Source organism: Paenibacillus sp. strain BS8-2 (genome assembly GCF_054483835.1).
The window spans coordinates 144,013-169,692 of the sequence record NZ_CM137010.1; the positions used below are offsets into that span (position 1 = coordinate 144,013).

General features: G+C 53.4%; 23 protein-coding genes. 5 read left to right on the forward strand and 18 right to left on the reverse strand.

Annotated elements, in window-relative coordinates; translation table 11 throughout:
* Positions 1–4 precede the first annotated feature (4 nt).
* Both ACX1C1_RS00535 and ACX1C1_RS00540 read right to left on the reverse strand, forming a co-directional pair.
* Complete coding sequence (locus ACX1C1_RS00535; protein WP_458955252.1) at positions 5–874, reverse strand: carbohydrate ABC transporter permease; 870 nt, start codon at positions 872–874, stop codon at positions 5–7.
* Positions 875–950: 76 nt separating this feature from the next.
* Positions 951–2,273: an ABC transporter substrate-binding protein gene (locus tag ACX1C1_RS00540; protein WP_458955253.1), complete on the reverse strand. Its 1,323-nt coding sequence runs from the start codon at positions 2,271–2,273 to the stop codon at positions 951–953.
* A 239-nt stretch (positions 2,274–2,512) separates the two neighbouring features.
* On the opposite strand from ACX1C1_RS00540, the gene ACX1C1_RS00545 reads away from it, so the two are divergent.
* From ACX1C1_RS00545 to ACX1C1_RS00565, 5 genes are all read left to right on the forward strand, one after another.
* Positions 2,513–4,051, forward strand: a complete 1,539-nt coding sequence (locus tag ACX1C1_RS00545) for a glycoside hydrolase family 31 protein (protein ID WP_458955254.1) — start codon at positions 2,513–2,515, stop codon at positions 4,049–4,051.
* Positions 4,052–4,218: 167 nt separating this feature from the next.
* Positions 4,219–5,850 carry an AraC family transcriptional regulator gene (locus ACX1C1_RS00550; RefSeq protein WP_458955255.1) on the forward strand — a complete coding sequence of 544 codons (1,632 nt, stop codon included), beginning with the start codon at positions 4,219–4,221 and terminating at the stop codon, positions 5,848–5,850.
* An 81-nt stretch (positions 5,851–5,931) separates the two neighbouring features.
* Positions 5,932–6,921: an ABC transporter substrate-binding protein gene (locus ACX1C1_RS00555; RefSeq protein WP_458955256.1), complete on the forward strand. Its 990-nt coding sequence runs from the start codon at positions 5,932–5,934 to the stop codon at positions 6,919–6,921.
* Positions 6,922–7,713 carry an IucA/IucC family C-terminal-domain containing protein gene (locus ACX1C1_RS00560; RefSeq protein WP_458955257.1) on the forward strand — a complete coding sequence of 264 codons (792 nt, stop codon included), beginning with the start codon at positions 6,922–6,924 and terminating at the stop codon, positions 7,711–7,713.
* Positions 7,714–7,892: 179 nt separating this feature from the next.
* Positions 7,893–8,249, forward strand: coding sequence for a helix-turn-helix domain-containing protein (locus ACX1C1_RS00565; RefSeq protein WP_458955258.1), 357 nt, complete (start codon positions 7,893–7,895; stop codon positions 8,247–8,249).
* A gap of 113 nt (positions 8,250–8,362) precedes the next feature.
* Here ACX1C1_RS00565 and ACX1C1_RS00570 read toward each other — a convergent pair whose 3' ends face one another.
* The 16 genes from ACX1C1_RS00570 to ACX1C1_RS00645 form a co-directional block, all read right to left on the reverse strand.
* Positions 8,363–8,500: a paeninodin family lasso peptide gene (locus ACX1C1_RS00570; protein ID WP_458955259.1), complete on the reverse strand. Its 138-nt coding sequence runs from the start codon at positions 8,498–8,500 to the stop codon at positions 8,363–8,365.
* Between the two features lie 43 nt (positions 8,501–8,543).
* On the reverse strand, positions 8,544–8,681 hold the full coding sequence (locus tag ACX1C1_RS00575) for a paeninodin family lasso peptide (RefSeq protein WP_458955260.1): 138 nt from the start codon (positions 8,679–8,681) through the stop codon (positions 8,544–8,546).
* 30 nt (positions 8,682–8,711) lie between these two features.
* A complete protein-coding gene (locus ACX1C1_RS00580) occupies positions 8,712–10,634 on the reverse strand; it encodes an asparagine synthase-related protein (protein ID WP_458955261.1) in 1,923 nt (640 codons plus the stop codon).
* A 13-nt stretch (positions 10,635–10,647) separates the two neighbouring features.
* Complete coding sequence (locus tag ACX1C1_RS00585) at positions 10,648–12,453, reverse strand: ABC transporter ATP-binding protein (RefSeq protein WP_458955262.1); 1,806 nt, start codon at positions 12,451–12,453, stop codon at positions 10,648–10,650.
* Positions 12,454–12,474: 21 nt separating this feature from the next.
* Positions 12,475–12,966, reverse strand: a complete 492-nt coding sequence (locus ACX1C1_RS00590; protein WP_458955263.1) for a lasso peptide biosynthesis B2 protein — start codon at positions 12,964–12,966, stop codon at positions 12,475–12,477.
* Positions 12,966–13,259, reverse strand: a complete 294-nt coding sequence (locus ACX1C1_RS00595; protein ID WP_458955264.1) for a lasso peptide biosynthesis PqqD family chaperone — start codon at positions 13,257–13,259, stop codon at positions 12,966–12,968. The genes ACX1C1_RS00590 and ACX1C1_RS00595 overlap by 1 nt, the downstream gene beginning before the upstream one ends.
* Positions 13,256–14,119 carry an ATP-binding cassette domain-containing protein gene (locus tag ACX1C1_RS00600; protein ID WP_458955265.1) on the reverse strand — a complete coding sequence of 288 codons (864 nt, stop codon included), beginning with the start codon at positions 14,117–14,119 and terminating at the stop codon, positions 13,256–13,258. Before ACX1C1_RS00600 ends, ACX1C1_RS00595 begins: the two co-directional genes overlap by 4 nt.
* A gap of 64 nt (positions 14,120–14,183) precedes the next feature.
* Positions 14,184–15,350 carry a nucleotidyltransferase domain-containing protein gene (locus ACX1C1_RS00605; RefSeq protein WP_458955266.1) on the reverse strand — a complete coding sequence of 389 codons (1,167 nt, stop codon included), beginning with the start codon at positions 15,348–15,350 and terminating at the stop codon, positions 14,184–14,186.
* A 24-nt stretch (positions 15,351–15,374) separates the two neighbouring features.
* Entirely contained in the window at positions 15,375–16,715 is a 1,341-nt protein-coding gene (locus tag ACX1C1_RS00610; RefSeq protein ID WP_458955267.1) for a UDP-glucose dehydrogenase family protein, read from the reverse strand.
* Positions 16,716–16,729: 14 nt separating this feature from the next.
* Positions 16,730–18,118, reverse strand: a complete 1,389-nt coding sequence (locus ACX1C1_RS00615; protein WP_458955268.1) for a sugar phosphate nucleotidyltransferase — start codon at positions 18,116–18,118, stop codon at positions 16,730–16,732.
* Between the two features lie 151 nt (positions 18,119–18,269).
* On the reverse strand, positions 18,270–19,223 hold the full coding sequence (locus ACX1C1_RS00620) for a polysaccharide pyruvyl transferase family protein (protein ID WP_458955269.1): 954 nt from the start codon (positions 19,221–19,223) through the stop codon (positions 18,270–18,272).
* A gap of 275 nt (positions 19,224–19,498) precedes the next feature.
* A complete protein-coding gene (locus ACX1C1_RS00625; RefSeq protein WP_458955270.1) occupies positions 19,499–20,086 on the reverse strand; it encodes an acyltransferase in 588 nt (195 codons plus the stop codon).
* On the reverse strand, positions 20,071–22,320 hold the full coding sequence (locus ACX1C1_RS00630; protein WP_458955271.1) for a beta-galactosidase: 2,250 nt from the start codon (positions 22,318–22,320) through the stop codon (positions 20,071–20,073). Before ACX1C1_RS00630 ends, ACX1C1_RS00625 begins: the two co-directional genes overlap by 16 nt.
* Before the next feature lie 63 nt (positions 22,321–22,383).
* Positions 22,384–23,271: a glycosyltransferase gene (locus ACX1C1_RS00635; RefSeq protein ID WP_458955272.1), complete on the reverse strand. Its 888-nt coding sequence runs from the start codon at positions 23,269–23,271 to the stop codon at positions 22,384–22,386.
* Positions 23,268–24,314 (reverse strand): glycosyltransferase family 4 protein, encoded by a 1,047-nt coding sequence (locus ACX1C1_RS00640; RefSeq protein ID WP_458955273.1) that lies wholly within the window; start codon positions 24,312–24,314, stop codon positions 23,268–23,270. The genes ACX1C1_RS00635 and ACX1C1_RS00640 overlap by 4 nt, the downstream gene beginning before the upstream one ends.
* Positions 24,307–25,680, reverse strand: coding sequence for a lipopolysaccharide biosynthesis protein (locus ACX1C1_RS00645; RefSeq protein ID WP_458955274.1), 1,374 nt, complete (start codon positions 25,678–25,680; stop codon positions 24,307–24,309). Before ACX1C1_RS00645 ends, ACX1C1_RS00640 begins: the two co-directional genes overlap by 8 nt.

The following is a 25,680-nucleotide window of genomic DNA, read 5'->3' on the forward strand; positions in this document are numbered from 1 at the left end:
TTTCTTAGTCGTAGACGACCCACTTTTTCTGGAACGCAAATTGTATGCCGGTCAGAATCAAATTAATGACCAATAAGACATTAATAATAGCTGCCCCATAGTTAGGGTTAAAGTATACGAAGCTGTTCTGGTAGTAGGCATAGACTAGCGAGCGAACCGATGGCAGCGCTACGTTCGTCTTCCCGATAATAAGATAGATCGAATCAAAGATTTGTGTAGCGCCAATTAACAAAATGATGCTCGTGAAGAACAGTGTTGGCGTCAACATAGGGATCGTAATGTAGCGGAACTTGCCCCACCGCCTTGCTCCATCGATATCCGCCGCTTCGTAAAGCGACTTCGGTATGCCTTGCAAGCCTGCAAGAATCAATAACATATTGAGGCCGATTGCTCCCCACACACCTACAATTACGAGCACGAACATCGCCGTATTGGTATTGGACAGCCAAGCTTCCCGCGTGCCAAGAATATGGTTAATCAGACCAAAATCCTGTGCAAACAACACGACCCATACCATCGCCGCCGCGGCGGGCATCGTCACTTGAGGCAAGAAAAAGATGACTCGGTAGACGGATAACGCTTTGATCTTGGCGTTCAGCAGAACCGCGAAGAAGGTAGATAACGCCAGCGTCACGGGCACGAACAAAGCGACGTAATACAAGGTGTTGCGAAGATTCTGCCAGAACTCCTCGTCCCGGATCAGCTTTGCATAGTTATCCAATCCAACCCAATGATTGACCAGGCCAAAGTTTTGCGATTGCTGGAAGCCCAGCAATATCGAATGAAGAACCGGCCATCCCCAGAAAATCAATGTGCCCAGGAGCGTTGGCGCGATCATGACATAAGCCCACACATATCTGCTTCTGGAATTCAACCCTACCACTCCCTACTCGTCCGGGGACGCTCCGATGTATGAAGAGCGTCCTCGCACGACTATATTTAGATCGTTATTATTTCGTTTCGGCGATCGCTTGGTTCATCATATCCGCGACCTTCTTAGCTGCTTCCTCTACAGAAATCGCTCCGCCCCATGCTTGGGACATGATCTCAGGCTCCTTCGCGAACCAGACCGGATACGCCATCGTGCCGCTTGGGTATGGAATCGCATCAGCTACTTGCTCTGTGAATATTTTCAGATTCAGGTGAGGTCTCGAAGTAAGCCAAGCATCTTGTGTACCGTTGAAGGCCGGGATTGCTGCGCCCATCTCTGCCGTAATTTGAGCCGCTCGTTCGGAGCCCAGGAACTTAAGGAACTGCCATGCTTCTTCTTTGTTCTTGCCTGCTGCAGACATTACGTTGCCCAGACCGTTGATGATATTGCCGCGTTTCGACTTGCCTGTCGGCAGTTTTGCCCAATCCCATTTGCCCTTGATGATTTCGCTGCTGTCGATGTCGCTGATTCTCCATGAGCCGTCAAAGATCATCGCGAGTTTGCCGGACTTGAACATCTCGGTGGATTCCATATCCGTCATTTGTTGATGCGTCGGCGAAGCTCCGTCGAGAATCATTTGGTAACGGGCTTGCAAAGCTTCAATAGAAGCTGGGTCATCGTAACCGGATTTGCTCAGGTCGGATGTCAGGATGGATCCGCCGTTAGCAAGAATATCGTTCCAGTAGCCGGTTTGTGTATCAAGCTTCGCCCCGAAGCCATAGATGCCTTTGTCTGGCTGGCTGAGCTGCTTGGCAACCTCGGCAAGCTTAGCGTAATCCCATGTATCGTCCGGATAATCAACGCCTGCTTGATCGAACAATTCTTTGTTGTACGCGAGTCCGATCGTGTCGAAGTCCTTCGGCACGCCGTAGTTCTCGCCGTTCAGCGTGTAGATCGTAGCCAAGTCGGCTGCGTAATTGCTCAGATCGATTTCCCCAGCTTGCACCTTGCTCGTAATCGGCTCCAAGAATTTGCCCGATGCATACTTGATAAATTGGCCTCCGTGCATCCAGAACACGTCAGGCAACGTGCCGGATGGCGCTGCCGCGGACATCTTGGTCCAATAGTCGCCCCACGGAATCACTTCTACCTTTACTTTGATATTCGGATTCTCTTCCGTGAACTCTGCAGCGATCGCTTCCATGGCCGGCTGCTGAATCTTATCCCAGATCGAGTAGGTAATCGTTACGTTTTTCTTAGGTGCATCTGTTTCAGTTGCAGCATTGTTGCTCGGACTATTGTCCGCCGGCGTATTGGCGTTGTTGCTGCATGCGCCGGCGAACAAAGCAGACGTAATAAGTACAGCTGTGCCTACTGTTGCAAATTTGTTTCTTTTCATCATTTGATATCCCCCTATGAAATAGTTTAGGCAAAAATTTTGCGTAAATCTCATGTACTAAACGTTTGCCTCGTTACGTCTTCATTGTAATGGATGACTGCAATGACTTGAAATGCCTCATATTTAAGATTGGATGCCCAATTATTAAGATAAAAAAGGTTTGCATTAGCCCATCATTTCATTCATACTGTCAGTAAATATTTGCGCAAATAATTTCATAAAACAGATAGGAAGTGTCCTCTATGACAACGACAGTGTTAAAAAGAGAGCCCGGCGAATTCTGGTGGGGAGGCGTCATTAATGAAGGTTACGCGATGCCATTCGGCGAAGGCGAACATACGCGGGATATAAGGTTGACAGATGATAATCAGGCTTCACCCTTATTACTTTCTAATAAAGGCAGATATATTTGGTCCGAAGAACCGTTTGCTTTCTCATTCCGGGAGGACAGCCTGACGATCGATCATAACGAGAAGCTCTCCATTCAAGAAGGACACGAGTCGCTCCAAGGCGCGTACCGCCATGCTTGCGCCAGCCACTTCCCCCCTTCGGGCGTCACACCAGACAAGGTGGCTTTCACAGCGCCGCAATATTGTACTTGGGTCGAGATGTTCTATGAAGCGACGCAAGAGAAGTTATTGAATTACGCTAGATCCATTATCGAAAACGGTATGCCGCCTGGTGTGCTGATTATCGACGATAATTGGATGCAAGACTATGGCACCTGGGACTTTGACAAACACCGTTTCCCCGATCCCGCCGGAATGATTGCTGTATTACACGAGTTAGGGTTCAAAATAATGCTGTGGGTATGCCCGTATGTAAGTCCGGACAGCATAAACTTCCGTCGTTTGCGTGATTTGGGCTATGTAATGAAATATACGGACGGCTCTCCTGTCTTAAGAAGATGGTGGAACGGGTATAGCGCAGTGGTCGATTATACAAGCGCGGGAGGCTCCGCATGGTTCAGGGAGCAGCTCGATCGATTGATTAAGGATTACGGGGTTGACGGCTTCAAGTTCGACGCGGGAGAACCGATACTGCCTGAGCTTCAGAATGATGTTGCTGCAGCCGTGGAGTGGACACGTCTTGTCCGTCCTATGGAGGATTGCGAAGCTTATGCCGCACTCGGCATCGGATACGGGCTAAGCGAATTGCGGATGTGCTGGAAGCTTGGAGGGCAGGCGCTCATTCAGCGGCAGCGAGACAAGACGCATTCGTGGGAAGCGGCAACCGGTCTGCAAGGTCTCATCCCGAACGCCATCGCCCAAGGATTGATGGGCTACGCCTATAATTGTCCCGATATGGTTGGCGGGGGCATGGACGGCGATATCAATTCGCCGCATTTCCGATTCGATTCGGAGTTGTTTGTCCGTTATGTACAATGCTCAGCTCTGTTCCCTGCGATGCAGTTCTCCATGGCGCCATGGCGGGTACTAAGCGGTGACGAATTGTCATGGTGTATGGATGCCGTGCGGACACGCACGGCATTGGGGGCCGTTATTGCCGGTCTTGCAGACCAGGCCGCTGAGAATGGGCTTCCTATTATGCGCAGCATGGAATTTGTGTTCCCCAATGAAGGGTATCACGCCGTTCAGGATCAGTTCATGCTTGGCGAATCCATCCTTGTCGCTCCGGTCATAACGAAAGGAAGCACGTCCCGCTTGATCCAATTCCCTGTTGGACGCTGGCAGGGCGACGATGGCAGCATCGTGGACGGACCTGCTGGGATCGAAGTCGCAGCGCCGCTGTCGCGGTTGCCTTGGTATCGTAAATTATAACAATTGAAAAGCTAGATAAAGGGCTGAATCTGGTACAATTCCGGATTCAGCCCTTTTTACGTTCCTCTGCTCGCGAAGGCCGAATCTCCAACGAATTTCATGTTACACTGGACAAAGGACGAATGACGAACGCGCGAACAATTCTGGGGATCCATTCGGAGGCACAAATGAAAGATACAATGTACATAGGTCGATCAGGGCGCATGGCGCTTACTTCGATCAAAAGAATCAAGCGGGATGGCCTGCGAGGCTCATTTCGGAGAAAAGCCTTTCATCATCATGCCTTGGCAGTCATTACGTCCGGCGAAGGCATGTTTATGCTGAACGGCAAGCTCTACTCCGCGAACAAAGGAGATGCTTTTCTCCTTGCTCCAGGCATGCTGATAGAAGGTCAATCGTCTATCGATGAGCCGATTTCCTTCTCGCTGCTGCTGTTTAACGGCGTTCAGCTTTCCAGACGGGAAGCAGCCTGGCATCCATCAGAGTTAAAGTTTCCAGTCTCTGGCAAGCTCTCCCCCAAGGCTTGCGGACAAGCGGCAAGTCTCCTTGAAGATGACTCAAGCAGAAGAGAATCCGACGACAGCGACTGTGTACCCGATGTCCTCCACTTGAAATATCGGCTTCACCGCTTCCTTGAGCGTCTGATGAACGGCGAGCTGGAGCAGTCGTCGCCATCCGAGCCGGTTGTCGGTATGGACTACGCGATCGCGTATATGAACGAACATTATGCGAAGGATTTGAAGCTTGAACAATTAGCGGGTTTAGCAGGGCTTAGCGTTAATCATTTCATACGCACCTTCAAGCGCCGAACTAGTATGACGCCTCTTCAATACGTCGAGCACAGGCGTATGGACAAGGCGAAACGGCTTATAATCGACAGCAGCAAGATCAAGGAGATCGCGCGCGCGGTTGGCTACAAGGACGAGCATTACTTCAGCCGAGCATTCAAGAAGGCTGAAGGTGTGGCGCCGACCCTCTATATAAAGAACAAATGCAACCGAATCGCCACGATCTATTACGGTCTCGACGATTATCTGACAACTCTTGGTCTTAAGCCCGTCGCTGCATTGTCCTATGCGGGCCGGGTCTCGACCGCATTCGATGGGGAGAGTCTTCATCACAAGGATGGAGAGAAAATATGGCTGGATGGGGCTAAGCCGGAATACGGCAAGCTGCTCCGATCGAAGCCGGATCTGATTCTGACGAGCGACCGATTGAAGGAAGATATCTCATTACAAGCTATCGCGCCAATAGCAATCCTGCGGCATTCCAACGAAAATGGCGAGATGCTGCGGCATATCGGCCATCTATTCGGCAAAGAACGCGAAGCCCGGCAATGGCTGGAACGTTATACTTCAGTCAAATCGAATATTCGCGAAAAGCTTGTGCAGGAATGGGGTCATCAGACGGCTTGTTTCGTTCGAATATGCGGCTCGTTCTATCGGGTCTATGGAGCGTCTAACCAAACGGGTTCTTTGCTTCATGAGGATTTGAGTCTCGGGCTGCCGGATGGATTACAGGCACGATCATGGATAGACTTCCCACTCAGCGAATGGGCCAGCTTACGGCCTGACCATATCTTCTTAATGACGGATCCTACCGAGGAAGCCAAGACTCGACTAAAGATGCTGCAGCAATCGGAATCCTGGAGAGCGCTGCCTGCCGTTCGTGACGGACATGTATACGAGGCTGGCGATCTGTTCTTCCGAGCATTGGGGCCGACAGGTCGATTGTCTGCCGTTCGCAGAATTGCACGCCAGTTAAAGCTCCCGGAAAGTGATATTGTACAACGGAACTGAGGGATATGATCCATTGCTGTCTCCCGCTGCTGCCCATACAATGATAATGATTATTATTACTAAACAAAGGGGCAATACAACATGTATCATTTCAGAAAAACAAGGGTAGGTATAATCATCCTGACCTTCCTTATCCTAATGCTAGCCGCATGCAGCAACAATAACGCAGCGCCCGAATCTGCCAATCCGCCTGCGAGCGAGCCGGCCCAAAGCGCAGACTCGGCGCCAACGACTCGAAGCATTACCCATCTTCAAGGTACGAGTGAAATCCCGGCCAAGATCGAACGAATCGTCGTGCTTTCCGCCGCCTATATCGATCACTTGCTGGCTATCGGAGAGAAGCCGGTTGGCGTAAATGTCGAAGTCCGGTACGGCGGCGACTACCTTCCTTATTTGGCTGATCAATTGGAAGGCGTGGCGACAGTAGGCTCGGCGGACAGCCCTAATCTCGAAGCTATCGTACAGCTTGATCCCGAAGTCATCCTAATCGAGAGCCGCACGGCGGAGACGACCTACGAGGAGCTCAACAAAATTGCTCCGACGATCGTACTGGGCTCAGAATGGCTCGATTACGAAAAAGACTGGACGAACGACCTCATGACCATTGCCGGCATGTACGACAAAACAGATGTGGCTGAGCGTGCCGTCAGTGAGCTGCAATCAAAAGTAACCGAGGTCAAAGCGAAGGTCGAAGGGCTAGCTGACAAGCAGCTTGCTTATCTCAGGGTGAGAAAAGACATCGTACAAATCTACGCACAGGAAGGTCACCCGACCAACGTCTTCTTATACCAGGAACTCGGCTTCGAGCCAGCCGCTCTGACTCCCAAAGAGCAGCGAGCAGATCTGTCGCTTGAGTCATTGCCGGAGCTTGACGCCGATCGATTGGTGCTGGAGGTAGATCCTAATGGCGGTGATTACTTGAAGCAAATAGAAGAGACATCGCTTTGGAGCAATCTGCCTGCCGTTCAGAACGGTAAACTCTATGAGACAGACTCCTTCTGGCTATTCAAAGGATGGGGCGTCATCGGACGCGGCGAGCTATTGGACGAAGTGCTGCGGATCATTGAATAAATGAGTGGGGAGAACGATCTCGCTTCAAGGGAGGCGGCAGCCTCCCTTCTGCGTTATTTTGCCATTCATCTAGCTCCATGGTCCGATTCCGACTACCCTTATTCCTCTAGCGACTTCATTTGCGAAAACTCGTTGACCCGCATTCTGGATCGTCAATCCGCTGCTCTAGGGAATCCCGAAAGCCATGTGACGGGCACCTTGTTCGCCAAACGTTATTCCGTATGGGCACGAGGCGTGCTTGCCGCCTTCAGCCTATACGATACCCCGCTCGATCTCGCGCATGAGAACGTCAAGTTCCGTTTGGCCGATCGAGGCATGATGCTTTATGCGGCCGAGCCTTCACGAGAAGAAGGATTGACCAAAACCAATCGCTCTACCTTTGCACGAACTTATATGAATCGGTTGAGGGAGCATTTGGCACCTATATTTAAAGCTGTATCTTCCAACACGGGAGCGAGTGAAACCGTTATGTGGTCTCTTGTAGGACACAATGTGTACAGCTTATACGGGAGTTTGACCGACAGCACATCATCCTATCCGCTCAGCACGAACAGACTGGAGCTGGTTATGCAAGATTGGCAAGCCTTAGCCTTAACGGAAACAATGGGCCCTGCCCGTTACACCCGATTTAACGACCCGCTCTGGCAAGGGCCGCCGGTCTATGTACGTGCATATTGTTGTCTTGCCTACCAGCTCGGCGGGAAAGGGCAAGAAGAGCCCGACTATTGCGAGACCTGCCCGAAGCTTAGTGCCGAGAGACGCCTGCTGATGCTCTCCTCCGAACCAAAGTGAAACGGCTACGCCGACCACTGTGACCGGTCCAATCCCATCATTTCGAAATCTCCTCCGTTCAAGGATATCGCCGCCAAGTGGCTTCGTGGTCTATCTACTTACTGCCTTCTATGGCAAATCTGCCCTAAGATTGATATACTGATTTTGCAAGCGTATTACATTAATGGGGGCAGAAAAAAATGTTTGCAAAGCGACTGAAGCAGCTGAGGAAGAGCAGGAAGTTGACCATGCAGGAAGTAGCCGACTACGTAGGCGTGGCCAAAAGCACCTATGCGGGTTACGAATCGGGATACCGTCAACCGACGATCGAATCGATCCAGACGATATCCCGTAAATTGCGCACGTCCGCGGACTATCTTCTAGGCCTTGTCGATCACCCCGATCCGCCTGACGAGCTTACGCATAACGCGAAGGAATACTTGAACGTGGAGAAGCTTCATTGGGACGGCGTCCCTCTGGAGAAGGATGATCTCGATCTGATCCGGAGCTTGCTAGAACGCGTGCTTCGGGACCGCGCTTTGCCCAAACAAGAATAATGCTGCATTTTGAATAATTTGACACTATCCAAGACGACAAAAAGCGCCGTAAAGGCACAGCCGAAGCTGTGAACCTTTACGGCGCTTTCCGTGGAGCTTGGGAACTCTGAATACTAGGAATCGTACAGGTCGAGGTCGACGAGCCTGCCGTCAACGTAAGTGAAGTCCATTTTTGAAACGCCAAAACCTGCCATCGTCTCGGATACTTCCATCACTTCCAGGGAAAGCGACGTCCATTGTTTTCTCTCCATTCCTTCCACCTCCTTTCGTGGCGCGGATCGTGATCCGATTTTACTAGGAATCATAAACATCAATGTCTACGAGCTTGCCGTCAACATACGAATAGTCCAATTTCGAAATACCGAAGCCTGCCATCGTCTCGGATACCTCCAGCACTTCCAGGGAAAGCGAAGTCCATTCTTTTTTCTCCATAGTCTTTCACCTCCTCTCAAGCGGGGTCGTCTATTGCAATCGTTTGAGAAAACGATAGGCAATCAAGCTTCGCATAAGCAGCTTCAAGTGAGGATCGTCGGCCTGCTCCGGACGGAGGTCCGGACCTGCCTTGCCAAGCGATTCCTTCACCTGCATGACGTTCAGGTAGCGGGCAGCCCGCTCATCTCCGCACAAAGCGCGAAGCTCTTCCACGATGAACCGCCACCGGGGCATGGTCCGGTGTACCCAATCCATGCCTTGAACGCCTCGCGTCCGTTGATTGAGCCGCACTTTGTCCGGCAAACGATGTTCGGTCGCTCTTCGGATAAGAGACCGTCCGAACCCGTCTTTGACATATTGCTCGACGGGGATCGCCAAGCAGAATTTGATTAAACGGATATCACTGGTCGCATCCCGCTCCCATATGCCAAGGCGATATGACGACTTCGCCGATATGGTGCCCTGCATGTTCAACACCGCTTGATTGCCGAAGTAATCTTCGCGTTCCGTCATCATCCGGTACGCGGACTCCCGCAGGCCGACATCGTAAGGCGACAGCTTATCGAATACGCCCGAGCTTCTTGCGAATTCGGGATCGATAAGAGGAGGCACGCCAGGCTCGAACGGAACACCTTTCTCCGGAAATACCTGTTGTCTGATAGCGCGGGCGATCCGTTTCCGGCCGGTGCCGAGCTGTCTGCCGTACAATGAAATTTCGCGGTATAACGGAAGCCATTGGAGCCTCTTCAGAAGCAGGCTGTAATAACCGATGGCGGAACCCCAGGATATAGTGTAATTTCCCCGGGCACCCGTGAGCAGTACGCCGATTTCTTGACGCGCCGCTTCTTCATGGATGCCTTTCACCCAGAACGCGTTTTCGAAATTTTTATACGGCGCTTCCAGGCCGTCCATCCATTCGTCGATCTCGGTGAAAGGGCTTATCCCGGGAAAATCCAAGTAATTGGCGTTCATATTGCCGACATGGTCGACGACGGATTGAATGTACGGGCTTTCGTCCGCGAACATGCTTCTTGGCGTCCAATCGATGAAGTCGCGCTCGGGAATATAGCTGTACGCCTGCAGGCTCTTGCCTACCCCCGCGAGCATGCCCGCCGCGAACGCCGACACCGATCCGGAGTCGAGTCCTCCGCTCAGCGTGACGCCCACCCCCTTGAAGGTGCGCAGTCTGGCGCGGATCGATTCCTGGAAAATCTCCTGGAACGCTTCCACGTATTCGTCGTCTGAGCCCAGAGTCAGACTCCGTTCCGGCAGGAATGAACCATACCTTGCCACCGCAAGCTTCCCCTCTTGCAGGGTAAACGAGTGTGCCGGCGGCAGCTGGAAGATATCCGCGTAATAAGTGGTGTGAACATCGACGGCGTCGAGCAGCGTCGGTATGGCCAGAAATTCGGCGAATCGCTCCTCCGCTAAACGTTTGTCGATCCCCGGCAGGGAGAACAGCGGACGAACGACGCTGCAGAACGAGAATGAATTCCGGCTCCGATGGTAATACAGCGTCCTGCTGCCTAGCTGATCTCTAGCGCCGAACAGCCGCCTTCTGTTTTCATCCCATATGACGAAGGCGAAGTCTCCGACGAGATAATTCGGCGTCTCCGAACCCCATTTGCGATAAGCGTGCAGAATGAGCTCGCTGTCTGGTATCTCGTTCCTCCTGTCGCCTCCGATCCCGAGCTGCTCGTACAATTGCCCGCGATTGTCAATGATCGCATCGGCGGTAATGACCAGCCCGGATTCCCCGTCCCGGAAGGGCAGCCGTTCTTGCACCGATTCCGGCGTTATCCACTGCGACCGGCAGCCGAGTAGAGCCGTACCCTCTTCCCATGTCTCGAAAGCATTTCCGGGGAAATGCCGCACGGCCTCCATGAAATCCGCCGTGCCATCGGATGGCTGCAGAGGTCTATCGAATTGGATAACTCCGGCCATAACGCTCATGCCATCTCACTCCTTAACCATTCATTCCCGATTGATAGCTCAGCAGCTGCTTGAACTTGCCTTTGGCTTCTTGAGAGAGCTGCTTGTAGCCGCCTTGCTGAATAACCTCACCTTGCTCGATGACAATGACCTGATCCGCATTCCGGATGGTCGACAAGCGGTGAGCGATGACGATAATCGTCATGCTGCCCTTAAGCCGTTCAAGAGCCTCTTGAATCCGCCTCTCGTTCTCACTGTCCAGCGCGCTGGTCGCTTCGTCCAACACTAGGATGGACGGGCGCTTCAATATCGCTCTGGCGAGTACGATCCGCTGCCTCTCTCCTCCGGACAACCGGATGCCCCGATCGCCGATGACGGTATCCAGGCCTTGCGGCAGCTTGCGCACGAATTCGTCGGAAGCCGAGAACGTCAACGCCTTCCACAGCTCGGCGTCCTCGGCACCTTGATCTACCAGCTTCAAGTTATCCCTAATGCTCGCATGGAAGAGGAAGGGCTCCTGCGCCACATAGCCGATCGAGCCCCGTAACGCGAGAAGCTGCTTCTCGTCCCGCAGCGTGACGCCGTCGATCAGAACCTGCCCTCGCTCCGGCCCGATCAGCCCCATGAGCATGTCGATCAGCGTGCTCTTCCCCGCGCCGGACGAACCTACGATCGCCGTCATGCGATTAGCGGGAATGTAGACATTGATATCGCGCAGAGCGAACGCCGGCTCTTTGGGATCATACCGGTAATGGACCTGCCTGCATGCGATGCCGTCCCGCAATTGAAACGGCTTGCTTGCATCCTGCGATTCCGACAACGTAAGCTCCTTCTCCTGCTGAGCCTCCTGAAGCAGCTTGCGCATTGTTCGGAAAGCGGGCAGATTGGTCGCGAGCTGCTCGAAATTCGACTGAATACCGATAAACCTCGGCCACAGCCGCGAGAAAATGAGCACGACCAGAATAAGCTGCTCGGCAGGCGTACGGAACACTTCCAGGGCCAAATAAACAAACCCGGCAATGAGCGCGATCGAAGAGACCCGGTAGATGAACTGGGACAGCGAGCTGACGCGCACCATCTGGACGACGTTGCTCTCCAGCTGCTTGCTCATGCCGTCGAACCACCTGATATGCGAGCGCTCCAGCCTGTTGCTCTTGATATCCTTGATGCCGCCGAAATGATCGTTGATTCCCGCAAAATAGCTCTGCGACAGCTCCGATGTCTGATCGCCGATCACTCCAGCCTTCTTGACGAACTTGCGTGAGAACAAGGCGAGCATGCCGCCGCTCGCAAGCACGACAGCCGTTAGCATCGGAGACAGCCAGAAGGCCAGACCGATTTGAATCACCGTAAAGATAATGCCCGTGACCATCTGAAGGAAGAGGGAAGAGCCGTAGCTGACCCGTCCGAGCTCGTTCACCATGACATGATGGAAGTCCGACTTGCGCTTGCGGAGGAAGAACTCCCATCTGGCAAGGAGCAGCCCACGATACGTTTCCGAGCGAAGAGAACGAACGTAAGACTGAAGAATCCGGGAATTCAGCACCATCTGGCTCCGTTGCAGCAGGGCTTGTCCCCCTACAATCAATACGTATATCGCGAGCACGATCGGCAAGCTGAGCTCGATCGACCAGGAGTCTACGATACCAAGCAATGTCGATACAAGCGGCACTTCATCCATATTCATTTGAAAAACGCCGATTAAGCTAAGCATCGGGACGATCAGATAAATGCCGATGCCGTCCAAACAGCTGATCACGAAGGTCGTGAACATATTGAGGTACAGACGGGATCCGGCGTCCCGGCGCAATTTGCGTATAAAATAGAATAAATCACTCATCAGGCATACTCCTAATGCGGATTACCGCTCCACTGGCGACAACACCGCAGCTTCTGTGTCATTCCCGAACACGGCAACGACGGCGAATCTCTCCAGCTTCTCGTTGCCGGTTACGTAATACGACCCGCTGCGCAGCCAAGCATGCGCGATCATCTTGCCGCCTTCGTCCCTGCCGCTTCCCAGATAGAGCGTGCTCGCGACTCCTCTGCGCCGCAGCATCTTCATCGCCGCCACGGCTTTGACCATACACTGGCTCTCCCACCAGGTGACGCGGCTCATCGCATGTACGGCCTTGGCTACCTTGCGCTGCAGCAGATCCTGCTCTATCGTACTTGCGTGTGAGGTCTCCTTGCCATGCGTACCAAGCGACGGCGCCACCTTCGCGAACGGAAGCAGCTTAAGCACCCTGGCCCAAGCCAGGTAGAAGTAAGCTTCCACGTACATCCGCTTCAAATCGGCGGGATAAGCCGCGAACCGTTTGGTTTTTCTCGCCGCTCTTCGGAACACGTTCATTATTTCTTACCGGCTTGGACGAGTCCTTCGGCTTGCATCTGCTGCAGGAATCGGCGAACTTGCCGCTTGCAGTCTTCGGGTTCGATGACGTATTCGGCCACTAATTGATCCACCACGTCTTGAACGGACGCCGGGGACTCGATCAGCTCCCATACCCGACCCCCGATCTGGCCCAAGTTGTAATACTTGCCGTTCTCGATGCTCAGCATGACCTTCTCGCCGTTCATTTCGCTAACGAGGTAGCCTTCCGACTGGACGACAAGCTCGCTTAAGGCAATCGTATCGACGCTCATGAATGAACAACCTCCTTTAAATTGGTCGTGCGAATGATTTGATCCACCAGCTCGAAGGCGGAGAATCCGTCCGCCGGGCGGCGGAGCCGGTACACCGGAAGCTCGGAAGCGAGCCGGACAATACACTCGAATTGCCATTGCTGCCTGTCCATCAGATGGAGAAGGTAATTTCGGTACGTATGCGCGTTGAGCGTATGAAGCCCTTCCAGCCGATTGCAAGATCGTATCGACGGTTTCGGCTCATCCGATTTGACTAGCTCGACGATTCCCGCGAGCGGGAGCGCCTCTCTGCAGAATCGGGACCGTATCGGCACCGCGTATTTGTTCACCCTCTGGTAGATCGATGGATAGTCGCGATCATGCATGCCGAGCTGCTCGATACTTTCCTCCCACAGCTTCTGCTGCGGATAGGACGGATGAACGAGAGCCGTGCCGCCTGAGAAGTCGACCGCGATCACGTCATCCGTCATTAACGGATAACCCGCGCGGGCGAACGCCGCGGCAAGCGTTGATTTGCCAGCGCCCGATTCCCCCACGATGGCATATACCTTCCCGTCCATGACGACGGCGCTCCCGTGCAGCGGCAAACTCTCTCTCTGCATGAGCAGCACCCCCATACAAGTTCCGAGCAAGAACAGTCGAATCTTCGCCTCGTCGGCTCCCGGATAAGGGGTTATCTCGATATAGGTGCCGCCCGCGACGCTGTAAACAGCCGTTCCGGGTACATGAAACAGGAATTGGCCATTATCGACGCGGAAGTTGGCTCCCTCTAATGAATTCCAGATATTCTCCTGTGGTGGCAACACTTCGATTGTGACATCGACGCTTTGCAAACCGTTGATTTCGAATGCTTCAGGCAAAACCATTCTGCTCCTCATGTTCAAACCAAATAATCGATAATCATTCAGCGCGATCACCTCGATTTCAATTATTGATGATATGCCTCCAGAACCATAGAAACGGCCGGAGCGGCAAATAGAGAAAATGAAGCGGTTTGTACAGCGGCAGCTGCGACATGTCTTTAACATTAGGCTCCAAGTGATGGAGCAGATACCTCGCCCGCTGCCTGCCCGTCATTAGCGATAGACTATACCGAAAATAAGGCCATACGACGCTTTTCTCCGGAACCGGGTTTAATTTCACGATTCTTTTCATAAAAAACAGGGACGTTCTCGCCAGCCTGATCGACTTCTTATGTTTCGTCAGCCCGCCCATGGAAGAAGGAATCTTCGATCCGAGCAGTTGTTCAGCTAACAGGAAGGCCTGTCCGGCGAACGATTGTCCGCCGTGCAACCTCAAGTAGGCAAGCAAGTCGTCGCCGTTCAATCGAGGGATTAACCGATCGATATCCTCTAGCCAGCGCAATCGAAACCAGGCATGCCTGGCGCCGTGATCCGCCAGATAGTGGAGCAGGTCTTCATTTCCTAGGCAATGAAAGGACAAATTCATGATTTCAACGGTATTCCTGCGTTCCCACAGCTGATGGAACGAATGCGTGCCGCCGGAATAAGGATTGAGCCGCCAATGGACTTCGACCTGTACGGCATGTTCCTTGTGTCTGAACGAAAGATGATGCGTCTTCTTCTTCCAATCCGGTTTGGCTGTAGGCTTATCCTCAGCAATGTATCCAAGCTGCGCCATTACTTCCTCTGCGCGTTCCACATCCTCGGCATCCATCAGGATATCCAAATCTTTGGAGGTCCGATGCGCCATGTCGCCGTAAAGCTGGACGGCCAGCACGGGGCCTTTCAAGATCAGGGTTCGTATGCCGCCGCCAGCTAATTTGCCGCAAATCGTATTCATCTCTCTCGTAAGCTGCATCATCTTCAATAGATTGGCATTGTAATGGTAGCGGAGCGTCTCCATAACATCGGCGGGAATGCAGGATGATCGGCTTTGGCTTAGCTTCAAATAAACGTTAGGATAGACGCGATGATGCAACGTTAATTGGATGAAAGAATCCCATTTCATCTTCGAAGCGAATTCTCGCGTTCGCCGCTCATCCCATTCCCCCGCCTCGCGCAGAATGAATAACAGAAAGGATAATTCATTCGAAATATCGCTCAAATCGATTTTCCCTGCTTTCATCATGTAAGAACCCCGCTATCGTTAGAATTACAATTGCATGACCGGAATTTGCTGCTTCACGCCTTGATTCAGGCTCGGCCGTCCGACAGAATAATAAATGAATGCGGTCCCGAGCAAATCCTCCTCTTCGAACACGTTGCGTCCGTCGATCAGAATGGCTTGCTTCATGACGGACTGCAGCAGATTCAAATCGACTTCCGCGAATACGTCCCATTCCGTCAGCAGACAAAGCGCGTCCGCGTCTTGCGCCGTCTCGAGCGCCTCGCTGCACCATGCGACGCCTTCCTTGCCGTATAAAGCTTTGAAGTTATCCATCGCGATGGGATCGTACGCCTTCACCTTCACGCCGTTCTCCACCAAATACTGAATGATCTCCAGCGCCGGCGAATCGCGGACGTCATCGGTATTCGGCTTGAAGGCCAGCCCCCATATCGCGACCGTCTTGCCTCTCAGCTCGCCGTCAAAGATCGTCTCCAGCTTGCGGATCAAGTTAAAACGTTGATCCTGGTTCACTTCGACGACCGAGCGGAGCAGCTTGAACTCGTAATCGACGTTGCCCGCGATTTGGATAAGGGCTCTCGTATCCTTCGGGAAGCAGGAGCCGCCATAGCCGATCCCCGCTCTTAAGAACGACTGTCCGATCCGCTTATCGTAGCCCATCCCTTCCGCAACCTTCGTCACGTCCGCTCCCACCTTCTCGCAGATGTTCGCAATCTCGTTGATGAACGATATCTTCGTGGCGAGAAAAGCATTGGACGCGTATTTGATCATTTCCGAGCTGCGGATATCCGTCACGACGATTTGCTCCGTCAGCGGCCGATGCAGCCGAACCATCGCGCCGGCCGCGCGTTCGGAATCGGCGCCGATGATGATTCGATCCGGATTCATCGTATCCTGGATGGCCGAGCCTTCGCGCAGAAACTCCGGCAACGAGATGCTGTCGAACGACACCGAAGTACGGTTGCGAATCAGTTCGCCGATCCGCTCGTTCGTGCCGACCGGCACCGTGCTTTTGACGGCGATGATTTTGTAGCCGTTCATCGCGTCGGCGATATCAAGGGCGGCTTGGTTGATATAGGCCATATTCGCCTCGCCGCTTGGCATCGGAGGCGTTCCGACGGCCAAAATGATAATGTCCGATTGCCGTACCGCTTCACTCAGATCGGTCGTGAATGAGAGCTTGCCAGAGGAACGGTTCTTGTCCGCTAGCTCCTTAAGCCCCGGCTCGTAGATCGGAATCTCGCCGGCCTGCAGCATGTCGATCTTCCCGACATCTTTGTCGACGCAGATGACCTCATGACCAAGCTCCGAATAGCAGACACCCGATACAAGCCCAACGTAGCCAGTGCCGATAACCGTAATGTTCATTTCCATCACCCCTTCTATTGAAAAGCCCTCGCCTGCACCGCGCATATTTGCATAATTTCGTCCCAATCGAACGCAAGCCTGACGATGTCTTCTTCAATTAGCTCCGACCCCGTCTGCACCTCGATGATGTCCATTTCCGTCTCCGCGCGCAGACTGTGCTTGGACTGTTTCGAGATCGTGAGCACGTCTCCGGCTTTTACCGGAAATCTCTTGTCATTGAGTACCATGACACCGTTGCCGGAGACGATCGTCCATACCTCGTCCCGAAGCAGATGATACTGGTAGCTCAAATTATTGCCCGGTCCGACGCAGAGCCGCTTGGTCAACACCTCCGTCCCGTCCGGATATTTCAGGTAATCGAGCACCCGGTAACGGCCCCAGCGCCGCTCCTCGTACATCGGGCGCTGTTCCGAATGCTTCATGACTTCCTTGATCATCGGGCTTGAAGCCTTGTCCGAGACGAGAATGCCGTCCGGGCTCGCCGCGACAACGACGTTGGATACATTAAGCAGCGTAATCGGAATATCCAATTCGTTAATCACATGCGTATTGGACGAATCGTCCGTCATGATGCCTTTGCCGATCAACGGGCTGACGATTTCCTCGGTCAGCGTATTCCACGTCCCGAGATCCTTCCAATCCCCAGCGTATGGCAACGCGACGATCATGTTCGCCTTCTCGACAACCTCGTAGTCGAAGCTGTTCTTGGGAAGCTTGCCGTACTGCTTCACCATCTCGTCGTATTGGATCGGATACCCGTGCGACAGCAGTATATTGATGATCGTATCCAGCTTGAACGCGAACACTCCGCAGTTCCATAAGGCGGCCTGCTCGATCATCGCCTTCGCTTCCGCTTCGGGGGGCTTTTCCCGAAAGCTTTGCACGTTCATATAGGGCGCGTCTTGCGGCGTCCCGCTTTGCGGAACGATATACCCGTATTTCTCCGAAGGAAAAGTCGGCTTGACGCCCATTAGCGCAAGGTCCGCTCCCGACTCGTTCAAGACGCGGTCCAGTTCCTTGGTCTTGTGGAAAAACGACTCCTCGACGTAAGGATCGACGGGCATAACAACGACCGTCTCGTTCAAGCCGACGCCTTCTACGGAATACAAGTAAGCGGCTGCCAGCGCAATCGCGGGGAACGTATCCCTTCGTTCCGGTTCGACGATCACTTCGATCTCGCTGCCCAGCTGGCTGTGGAGCATCTCCACCTGCGGCTTGCTTGTCGCGATGTAAGCATGCTCGCGAAGCCCGGCGCTTTCGATCTGCCTCCAAACCCGCTGCACCATCGATTCGAGTTTTCCTTCCGAATTGTTAAGCACCTTCAAAAACTGCTTCGAGCGGGAATCGTTCGACAGCGGCCACAGGCGTTTGCCAGAGCCTCCGGAGAGTAGAACAATCTTCATGGTTACTCCTCCTCAGTAGGTCTATATAAGATGAACTACACATACGAACAAGGGGCTGCTGCGCAAGAGTAATGATCTTCCGATCGCTGACGCTTCTCCAGATTCATCTCTCTTGCTCCGCTGCTTTGTTCAGTTCTCTAGCTCAACTTATCTAGCCTTTACTCTTCACAATCAATTCGGCGGACTTGATGCCGCTCGTCCAGGTATGGTAGTAGTTGGAGTTCTTGCCGTAAGAATTGTCCAGCAGCGTGTTCGGCTTATCCATCAGGCAGGAGAGAATATGACCGTGGAGCCTGGACGTCTGCACGTTCCGGTATCCGCTGAAGCGTTTGACTGCTTTATCGACCAAATAATCGGTGTACTTGCCCCAGATCGTGTGCATGAGCAGCGGACCGGGGCCTTTCTTAAACATCCGAACCATGAGATGTATCGATTTCTGCTCCATCCTGTTGAACAGGGAGCCCCAGTCCAAATAGTCGCCGCGGCTCGCGGATTCTAGCTGCTCCTGCTCGGCGGTCTTCTCGATATCCGTGCGGAAGAAGCAGAGCAGCTCCTTATCCGGGCTGTCCTTATGGCGAATAGGCCATAACTGATGAGCCATGTCGGGCGACAAATACACGTTGCATCGATGAAACTTATCGGTTGCGGCTTGCAAGGACAACGGGTCGCGAACGTAGAGATGAACGTCCCTGTGTCCGTTGAATATGAGTGCCGTTCGGTCGAATTCGGACTCTTTCTTATAGAAAATCGTCTGCGGAAGGATTACGATCCTATGGTTTGGATAGCTGGCAACGATCTTCTCGCGCAGTCTCTGATGCGTCGGATATAGATCGCCGAAGTTTCCTCCCCCTTGAAGCACGATGATGAAACCCTTCGGGATAAGGAGCGAATCGGGAAAATCAAGCACGCTGTAGCGCGCATGGACGCGAATGTCGTAGTCCCTGAAGAACGCTTCCGTGCCCTTCATAATGAGCATGTCGCCTCCGTTGTTATACACGGGAATATCGACGTAATAAATGTTGGAGCCCGGCGGAATGACTTCCGTTATTTGGCGAAGCTTGTTTTTCAGCACGTCCATCTGATGAACGCTCGAGGTACTCTGCATGATAGCCCACTCTCTCCTTTTATCTGTTTAAATAGATCGAACACAGGCGGCTGCGCAAGAGTGATGATCTTCCGATCGCTGTTGTTCGCTGACGCTTCTCCAGATTCATCACTCTTGCTCCGCTTCTTTGTTCCGTCAAACTAATTCGTCTTAAAGTGAGAGTTCAAAAAGCCCGGTTTTCAGCACCGGAAGTTCCGGCTGAATTCGATATTCGACGTCGAGTATACTTCTCGATTTGCTTCGTGATCAAAAGCGGGTTTTTTGAACTTCCTCTCTTAAAGGGTCCACTCGACGTTGCGTTTGATCTCTTTGGCCGGTACACCAGCTACGAGCGTATAAGGCGCCACATCCTTCGTGACGACCGAGCCCGCCGCGACGACGGCGCCGTCGCCGATCGTGATGCCCTTCAGAATCGTCGATTTGCAGCCGATCCAAACCTTGTTTCCGATCAAGACCGGCTTCGTCGATTCGGTGCCGATAAGCTGGTGGTAGTCGGTGTCGATGATCGACACGTCCCAGGAAATCGCGCAATGACTGCCTATCTTCACTTGGTCCTTGCACCTGATTTCCGATCTTCGGTTAATAAACGTATGATCGCCGATTTCAATCCTCGCCGTTCCCGATTCCAGATAAAGGCCGATATCTTGATGCAGGATGACGTTTCTCCCGACAATCAGCTTGGCGTTCCTTGCTTTGGATACGATGACTCTCCCGCAGACCCGAAGCAGACTGCCGCCTTGATCCAGCCTCGTGCGAAATATCAGGCCGAGCAGAATACGGTATCCGTATCTGACATATTCCCTGAGGCTTCTCTTCCTTGTCCCCACGACAGCCTTCACCTCGCTGATCATTTGTTGCTCCATTCGTACCTGGGCTTCTCCCCCAGCATGACCTTGTAAATGTCGTAGTTGGTCGCCATGACGCCGTCCAAATACGGCTTGTACGGCCGATCGGCGACATTGACAAGTCCCGAGTTGTAACGTTCGCCCCATATGCCTTCCCAGTATCTGCCGAGGCCTGCCTGATCCACGTAATTGAACACGTGGGCGCCCACAACGTAGTCCAAGCTCGCGGCCGCCTCCACGTAATTTCTGTAACGCATTCCCCTCTGGGACTGATTGACGGCCGAATTCGGCAGGAGCGGCTCGAGGCCTTGCTCCGAGGTGCCGAACCCGAATTCGCTGATCAGAATCGGCTTGCCGCCCGATCTCTCGTATACGTCTTCCAGAAGGCCGGCTTCCAAGTCATAGCTGTAGTTGTTGATGCTGATGACGTCGACGTACTTCCCTTCGACCTCCGCCATCACGCTCCGAAACTTCTCGTCAAGGAACGGCGTCATCAGCCAGCGGTCGCCAAGCAGGAGATGATTGGGATCATATTTGCGGTAGAGCCGCGAGACCGTCCCGTAGAACGTATCCAGGTAGTACCTGAAGAAGGCGTCCATATCGCGCCATGCCGCCGACGTCCTGAGCGGCAGCTCCGCTTCCTTCAACTCTTCGAAGGATTTGAAGTTTGTTTTCCACTCGCTGTTGAATTTGTACAACTCCTGATATTTATCCTTCAGCCGCTTGACCAACCGTCCCTTAATCGCCGCTTCGCTTGCCTTCAGTTTCGGCACGTGGGAATAAAACTTGTGGAATTCATACTCGTTGTCGATGAAATACCCGATCAGCAACGGATCGTCTTTATGCGGCGAGACGTATTGGGCAAACGACTTCTCGAGCTTGGCCTCCGCATCAGGCGCGAAAATGTCGAACAGCGAAAACCCGTCTATCTTCGCCCAGCCCATGCTGGATAACGGCAGCATCCGCACGTAAGGCAGATTATTTTCCGCTCCGTATTTGTCCGGCGAGAATCCTCCCGCGCTATTAAACCCCCATTTCTTAATCCGCTCGGCCGCTTCCGAATAAATCGCGTGCTCGGTCGGGACCGTGCCTGTCTTAAGGAACTTGTTGGCTAAGTAGAACGAAAAGTTGGCGTCTCCGTTATAAGCCGTTCTATAATCCTCAAGAATGGACGGTATCGATTCGAACAGCTCCTCCCTCCCCTTGACCTTCGCATAGGTTTCGTTCGCCGTCAGCCCGTTTACGCCCAAGCTGAAGAAGAGATTGCCGTCCGGCGTCGTCATCGCCTTGCGGCTTCCCATCTTCTGAATGGCGAAGAAGCCCGTCTTCCGCAAGCCGTATTTCGTCGCGCTGCCGGCTAAGCCGCCATACGTGTCCCGGTTTGAAGGCGGCGTTAAGCCATCGTAATACGCTTCGTCCGTCACGGCGTCCGACTTCAACTGCTGCTCGCTTATGACCTTCTCGGGATAGTTCGCGGACTGGATCTGGCCGAACCGGTCCACCTGGATTTCATCGCTAGCGTTGAGCGTATAGCTGCGGATCGGACTTGGCTCGAGGCCTTCCTTGACCGCGTAAGCTTCCAGCACGTTATAGCCGGCGAGCTCAAGCGGCTCGGTATATTGCCGGAAGGCGGATTCTTTGTTCAACCGGTAATAAATGCGGGCCCCGCTCGAAGCCGTGGTCAGCACCGCTTGCATGGAGTCGCCGCTTCTGATCGACTGCACCTTCGCGGAAGCGGTGCTCCGATCTAGCATGACATCCGAAATCTGGGGCGACCACGCAACCCCTCCGCGCAGCTCGATTCTCACATACCTCGTGCCTGCCGGCAGCGACGTCGCCTCGTACGTATATTTCTGCCAATTGGATACGGGTTGTCCTACCGCGTAAGCGGTGGCGGCCAGCTCCGTATAATCGCTGCCGTTGCCCGATACGTAGATCCGAAGCTTCTCTATCACATTTCCCGCGAAAAAGTAGCCCTTCACCATAAAGGACTTCATATCGTAATCCGTTTGATAGACGATGTGCCCCGGCTTAACGGTCGTACGCACGATCCGGCTCGAATCGTTGCCGAAGTAATGAGCATCCGCTTTCTCCAGATAAACACTCGAGCGGCCTGCAAGCTGCTTGAAATCGTCCAGCGGATCGTACAGGCCCGCGTTTTCTGGAACTTCCGCGGCTATAGCCCTGTCTGAATGACCGCTTCTCGGGATCAGGGTTAGAAGCAACCATATGATTAAGATCAAGTAAAACACGGCGCGATGGTTCCTCTTTATGTTTGCTGCCCGATCCACCTCTTTTCTCCTCTCTCTATTGATCTAGTTGTAAGTGCGCAGAACGCCACTGATTAAGCCGTTATTGTAAATGACTTTGCTAATATTGCGGAAAATCCGATGTTTATCGAAGAAGAAGACGACCGTCAGTACCAGAAACACGGGAACCTTTAGTATGGATTTAACGAAAATGCCCGATTTACGCTCGGAGCTCACCGCGCTGCTCACACCCTGCCAATAGATCCGGCGCAGCAGCCATTTGCGGCTGACTCTGCTTCGCGGTATTTTGTGCCGAACCCAGGCATGAGGGGTGTAATAGACGGTATAGCGACTGCGTATGCGGTCAATGAGCTCGGCTTCCTCGCTCGAGAGCAGGTTGCTTCCCACTCTTCCCAGATCCTCACGGAACGGCTTCAGCGTATCGAACACGGATTTGCGGAAAGCGACATTGGCTCCGAACGGGATGGCCGGCTTTTTCATTTCCACAATTTCTTGCGAGTAGTCCAGTATCGTATAAAGCGTGCGGTTTTCCGGCAGAAGCCAGGTCGGCTCCGCCCCTTCCCATGCCGGTTCGATCTTGCCCCCGACGCAGCCGATCCGGGGATCGGACTCGAAAACGGACACAATGCCTTCTATCCAGTTCTTGGATGCTGCGGCATCGTCGTCCAGGAACAGGATGTAGTCGCCCTTCGCTTCGCGAATCGCGCGATTGCGGGCAACGGAGAGGCCCAGCCGCTCCTCGTAAACATAAAGGATCGGAATGTTTGTCATCCGCCCTACTTCTTGAACGACCTGCCTCGTGTTGTCGGTGGACCTATTGTCGACCACGATGACCTCGTAAGCCCCCGCAAAGCTTTGCTGCAGAAGGCTGAACAGCGCTTCCCTCACATCTTCGGCCCTGTTATGCGTGCATATCGCTACCGTCGCTATCATGCGTTCACCTCGTACCTTTTTGTCCCGGTGTAGACCTTGATCATTTTCCCGGCGATTCCTTGCCAGTCCAGCTCCGCCAGCTTCTTCGAAATTTGTTTCTCGGCCTCGTTCATATTCATATGGACCGACATCGCCAGCGCCTTGCGCAATCCGTTCGGGTCGGCGGGATCGTACAAGATTCCGCAGCCATCGGCAACGTATTCGCTTAGCGAACCGAGTCTCGGCGCAACGACCGGCTTATAATGGGAGAGCGCGAGAATCGCGCTTCCGGAAGTCGTTATCTGGGTATAGGGCAACACCATGACATCGCCGGCCTTCAAGAAGTCAACCAGCTCGCGATCGTCCACAAAATGCGGATAAACCTTGATTCGGCCGTCGTTGATGGGATCCAAGTAATCCAGGCTGTAACCGTCGTCTACTTTGCCCGCAATCAACAGGCCGGCCGACTCCAGCCCCAGCGACAGAAAAGCTTCGACCAGCTTCTCGACGCCTTTGTACGCATTGATTCGGCCGACGAACAGGAACAAGAACTGATCCGGCGGGATGCCGAACCGCCCCCGGATATCCGTCCCCGTGCCGACATAGGCATCCACGTAATGTCCATGCGGCGTGACGATCAGCTTATCGGCTCTGACCCCGAACGTCTCGGCCACTTCATGCTTGACCGATTCGCTCATAACAAAACCCCTGTTGCAGACGGATAATATAAATCTGCGCATTCTGTAATCCCATTTGCTCTTGCCCGTCGAATGCGGCCAGACGTTGTGAACGGTCCAGAACAGCCGCACGCCCCTCGACTTCAAGAACAAAAGAAGTCCGGCAAAAAACAGCGACTTGACGATCGTTAACGGAAAACTCGATGCTTGATACGAGTAGCTGGGCCAATGCATATGGACGATGTCTCCCTTGGATGGCTTCAGGGTGTTCCGTTTGTCGTAATGCTCCACCTGCAGTCCGCCCGCTTCGATGGACTTGGTCAGCAGCTCGGAGTATTTGTTATGCGGGCTTGCTTTCGGCCACATGTAGACCGTAGGGTTACTCATCCATTCCACCTGCTCTTCCAACTCTTTTCATGATCTTTTTCTCTCTCAAACGGCCAATCAAGAAGCGGATATCATCCTTGTCGAACAACATGCCGGCAATCCGCACCTTGAAGGCGACCCGCATCGCGGCTATCGTAACGAGCATTCGCACCAGCGCGCCGATTAACAGCGACAAGGCGATTCCATTCAGCCCGTACAGGGGCGTGAAGAGGAAGAATAGCCCGATCGTAATCGCGAGCGCGATGATTTGCCGAATCAGCACGAGGCCGGGACGCCCCAGCGCGTTGAACGAAGCAGCAAGAATCCATGAGCCGCCGCCAAGTATGCATTCGATTGAAAGCAGGTAAAACGCCGTGCTCGCCTCCAGAAATTCTTGGCCGAACAGCAGCCCCATCAGAAACCTGCCGATGAACATGCTCGGCACGACCACGATCGTCATCAAAATGAGCGACAGCCGGAAGGCCCGTCCGACCGTCGATATGATCTTGTCCTTGTCCATCCCCGTCAATTTCGGAAAGATGACGTTCGAGATCGCCGTCTGAACCGTGTTGAACACGCGGGATAGCGCGTAAACGACGCTGTACAGACCGAGATCCCGCGGCGTGAGCAGCGATAAAATAATGATTTTGTCAAACTGCGTATACAACGTTCCGAGCAGCTCGACGCCGAACACCCGGCTGCCGTAAGCGAACAGCGAACCGGCCGCCGCCTTGTCGACCATGTGCCTGAGCCAATGAATTCGGAGCTGATCCCTGAGCTGGTAAACGGACCAGATGACGACGAGCAGCGTCGTGATCAAGAAGACGAACGAGGCGGCGTGAATGCTCAGCACCCCGATCGCGTAGAGCGCGGTGATCCCCGCCAAATTTAAGAGCGGGACGAACAGCCTTACGCCGTTGTACGTTCGGAAGTTATCCGAGCTTTGTGCCAGCGCAGCGATCAGATTAACCGCCAGCAGCAGCGGCAGCGTCAGTGTGGTATACCACTTCGCGGTCTCAACAACCTCCGCCGAATAGCCGCCCAGCCACGCCGGGAGACAGATCCAGGAAACGACGCCGACCACGATGCTCACCGCGAGCTGATACAGGAATCCCGCCCTGATGAACTCGGCTCCTTTGCCGGCTTGCTGCTTCATGTTGTAGATGAGGGAAGTGGGAAGACCAAAGCCGACGATTCCGACCAGAAAGGTCGGCCAGAACAGAATCGCCGTAAACTCGCCCTTGCCCTCGACGCCGAACATTCTCGCCGTCAAGATGGAGGTGATCGTCGTAATGACCATCACCAGAAAATTGGCCGCGCTCGTTTGCATGATTGTCTGAACGAGACCGTTCCCGCTCAGCCGTTTTTGGATTGCCAACTGTGCCAT

Bases quoted from the DNA above. Each gene is read 5' to 3' on its own strand.
- ACX1C1_RS00540 (WP_458955253.1), bottom strand. From the start codon at position 2,273: ATGATGAAAAGAAACAAATTTGCAACAGTAGGCACAGCTGTACTTATT.
- ACX1C1_RS00545 (WP_458955254.1), top strand. From the start codon at position 2,513: ATGACAACGACAGTGTTAAAAAGAGAGCCCGGCGAATTCTGGTGGGGA.
- ACX1C1_RS00550 (WP_458955255.1), top strand. From the start codon at position 4,219: ATGAAAGATACAATGTACATAGGTCGATCAGGGCGCATGGCGCTTACT.
- ACX1C1_RS00555 (WP_458955256.1), top strand. From the start codon at position 5,932: ATGTATCATTTCAGAAAAACAAGGGTAGGTATAATCATCCTGACCTTC.
- ACX1C1_RS00560 (WP_458955257.1), top strand. From the start codon at position 6,922: ATGAGTGGGGAGAACGATCTCGCTTCAAGGGAGGCGGCAGCCTCCCTT.
- ACX1C1_RS00565 (WP_458955258.1), top strand. From the start codon at position 7,893: ATGTTTGCAAAGCGACTGAAGCAGCTGAGGAAGAGCAGGAAGTTGACC.
- ACX1C1_RS00570 (WP_458955259.1), bottom strand. From the start codon at position 8,500: ATGGAGAGAAAACAATGGACGTCGCTTTCCCTGGAAGTGATGGAAGTA.
- ACX1C1_RS00575 (WP_458955260.1), bottom strand. From the start codon at position 8,681: ATGGAGAAAAAAGAATGGACTTCGCTTTCCCTGGAAGTGCTGGAGGTA.
- ACX1C1_RS00580 (WP_458955261.1), bottom strand. From the start codon at position 10,634: ATGAGCGTTATGGCCGGAGTTATCCAATTCGATAGACCTCTGCAGCCA.
- ACX1C1_RS00585 (WP_458955262.1), bottom strand. From the start codon at position 12,453: ATGAGTGATTTATTCTATTTTATACGCAAATTGCGCCGGGACGCCGGA.
- ACX1C1_RS00590 (WP_458955263.1), bottom strand. From the start codon at position 12,966: ATGAACGTGTTCCGAAGAGCGGCGAGAAAAACCAAACGGTTCGCGGCT.
- ACX1C1_RS00595 (WP_458955264.1), bottom strand. From the start codon at position 13,259: ATGAGCGTCGATACGATTGCCTTAAGCGAGCTTGTCGTCCAGTCGGAA.
- ACX1C1_RS00605 (WP_458955266.1), bottom strand. From the start codon at position 15,350: ATGATGAAAGCAGGGAAAATCGATTTGAGCGATATTTCGAATGAATTA.
- ACX1C1_RS00610 (WP_458955267.1), bottom strand. From the start codon at position 16,715: ATGAACATTACGGTTATCGGCACTGGCTACGTTGGGCTTGTATCGGGT.
- ACX1C1_RS00615 (WP_458955268.1), bottom strand. From the start codon at position 18,118: ATGAAGATTGTTCTACTCTCCGGAGGCTCTGGCAAACGCCTGTGGCCG.
- ACX1C1_RS00620 (WP_458955269.1), bottom strand. From the start codon at position 19,223: ATGCAGAGTACCTCGAGCGTTCATCAGATGGACGTGCTGAAAAACAAG.
- ACX1C1_RS00625 (WP_458955270.1), bottom strand. From the start codon at position 20,086: ATGGAGCAACAAATGATCAGCGAGGTGAAGGCTGTCGTGGGGACAAGG.
- ACX1C1_RS00635 (WP_458955272.1), bottom strand. From the start codon at position 23,271: ATGATAGCGACGGTAGCGATATGCACGCATAACAGGGCCGAAGATGTG.
- ACX1C1_RS00640 (WP_458955273.1), bottom strand. From the start codon at position 24,314: ATGAGTAACCCTACGGTCTACATGTGGCCGAAAGCAAGCCCGCATAAC.
- ACX1C1_RS00645 (WP_458955274.1), bottom strand. From the start codon at position 25,680: ATGGCACAGTTGGCAATCCAAAAACGGCTGAGCGGGAACGGTCTCGTT.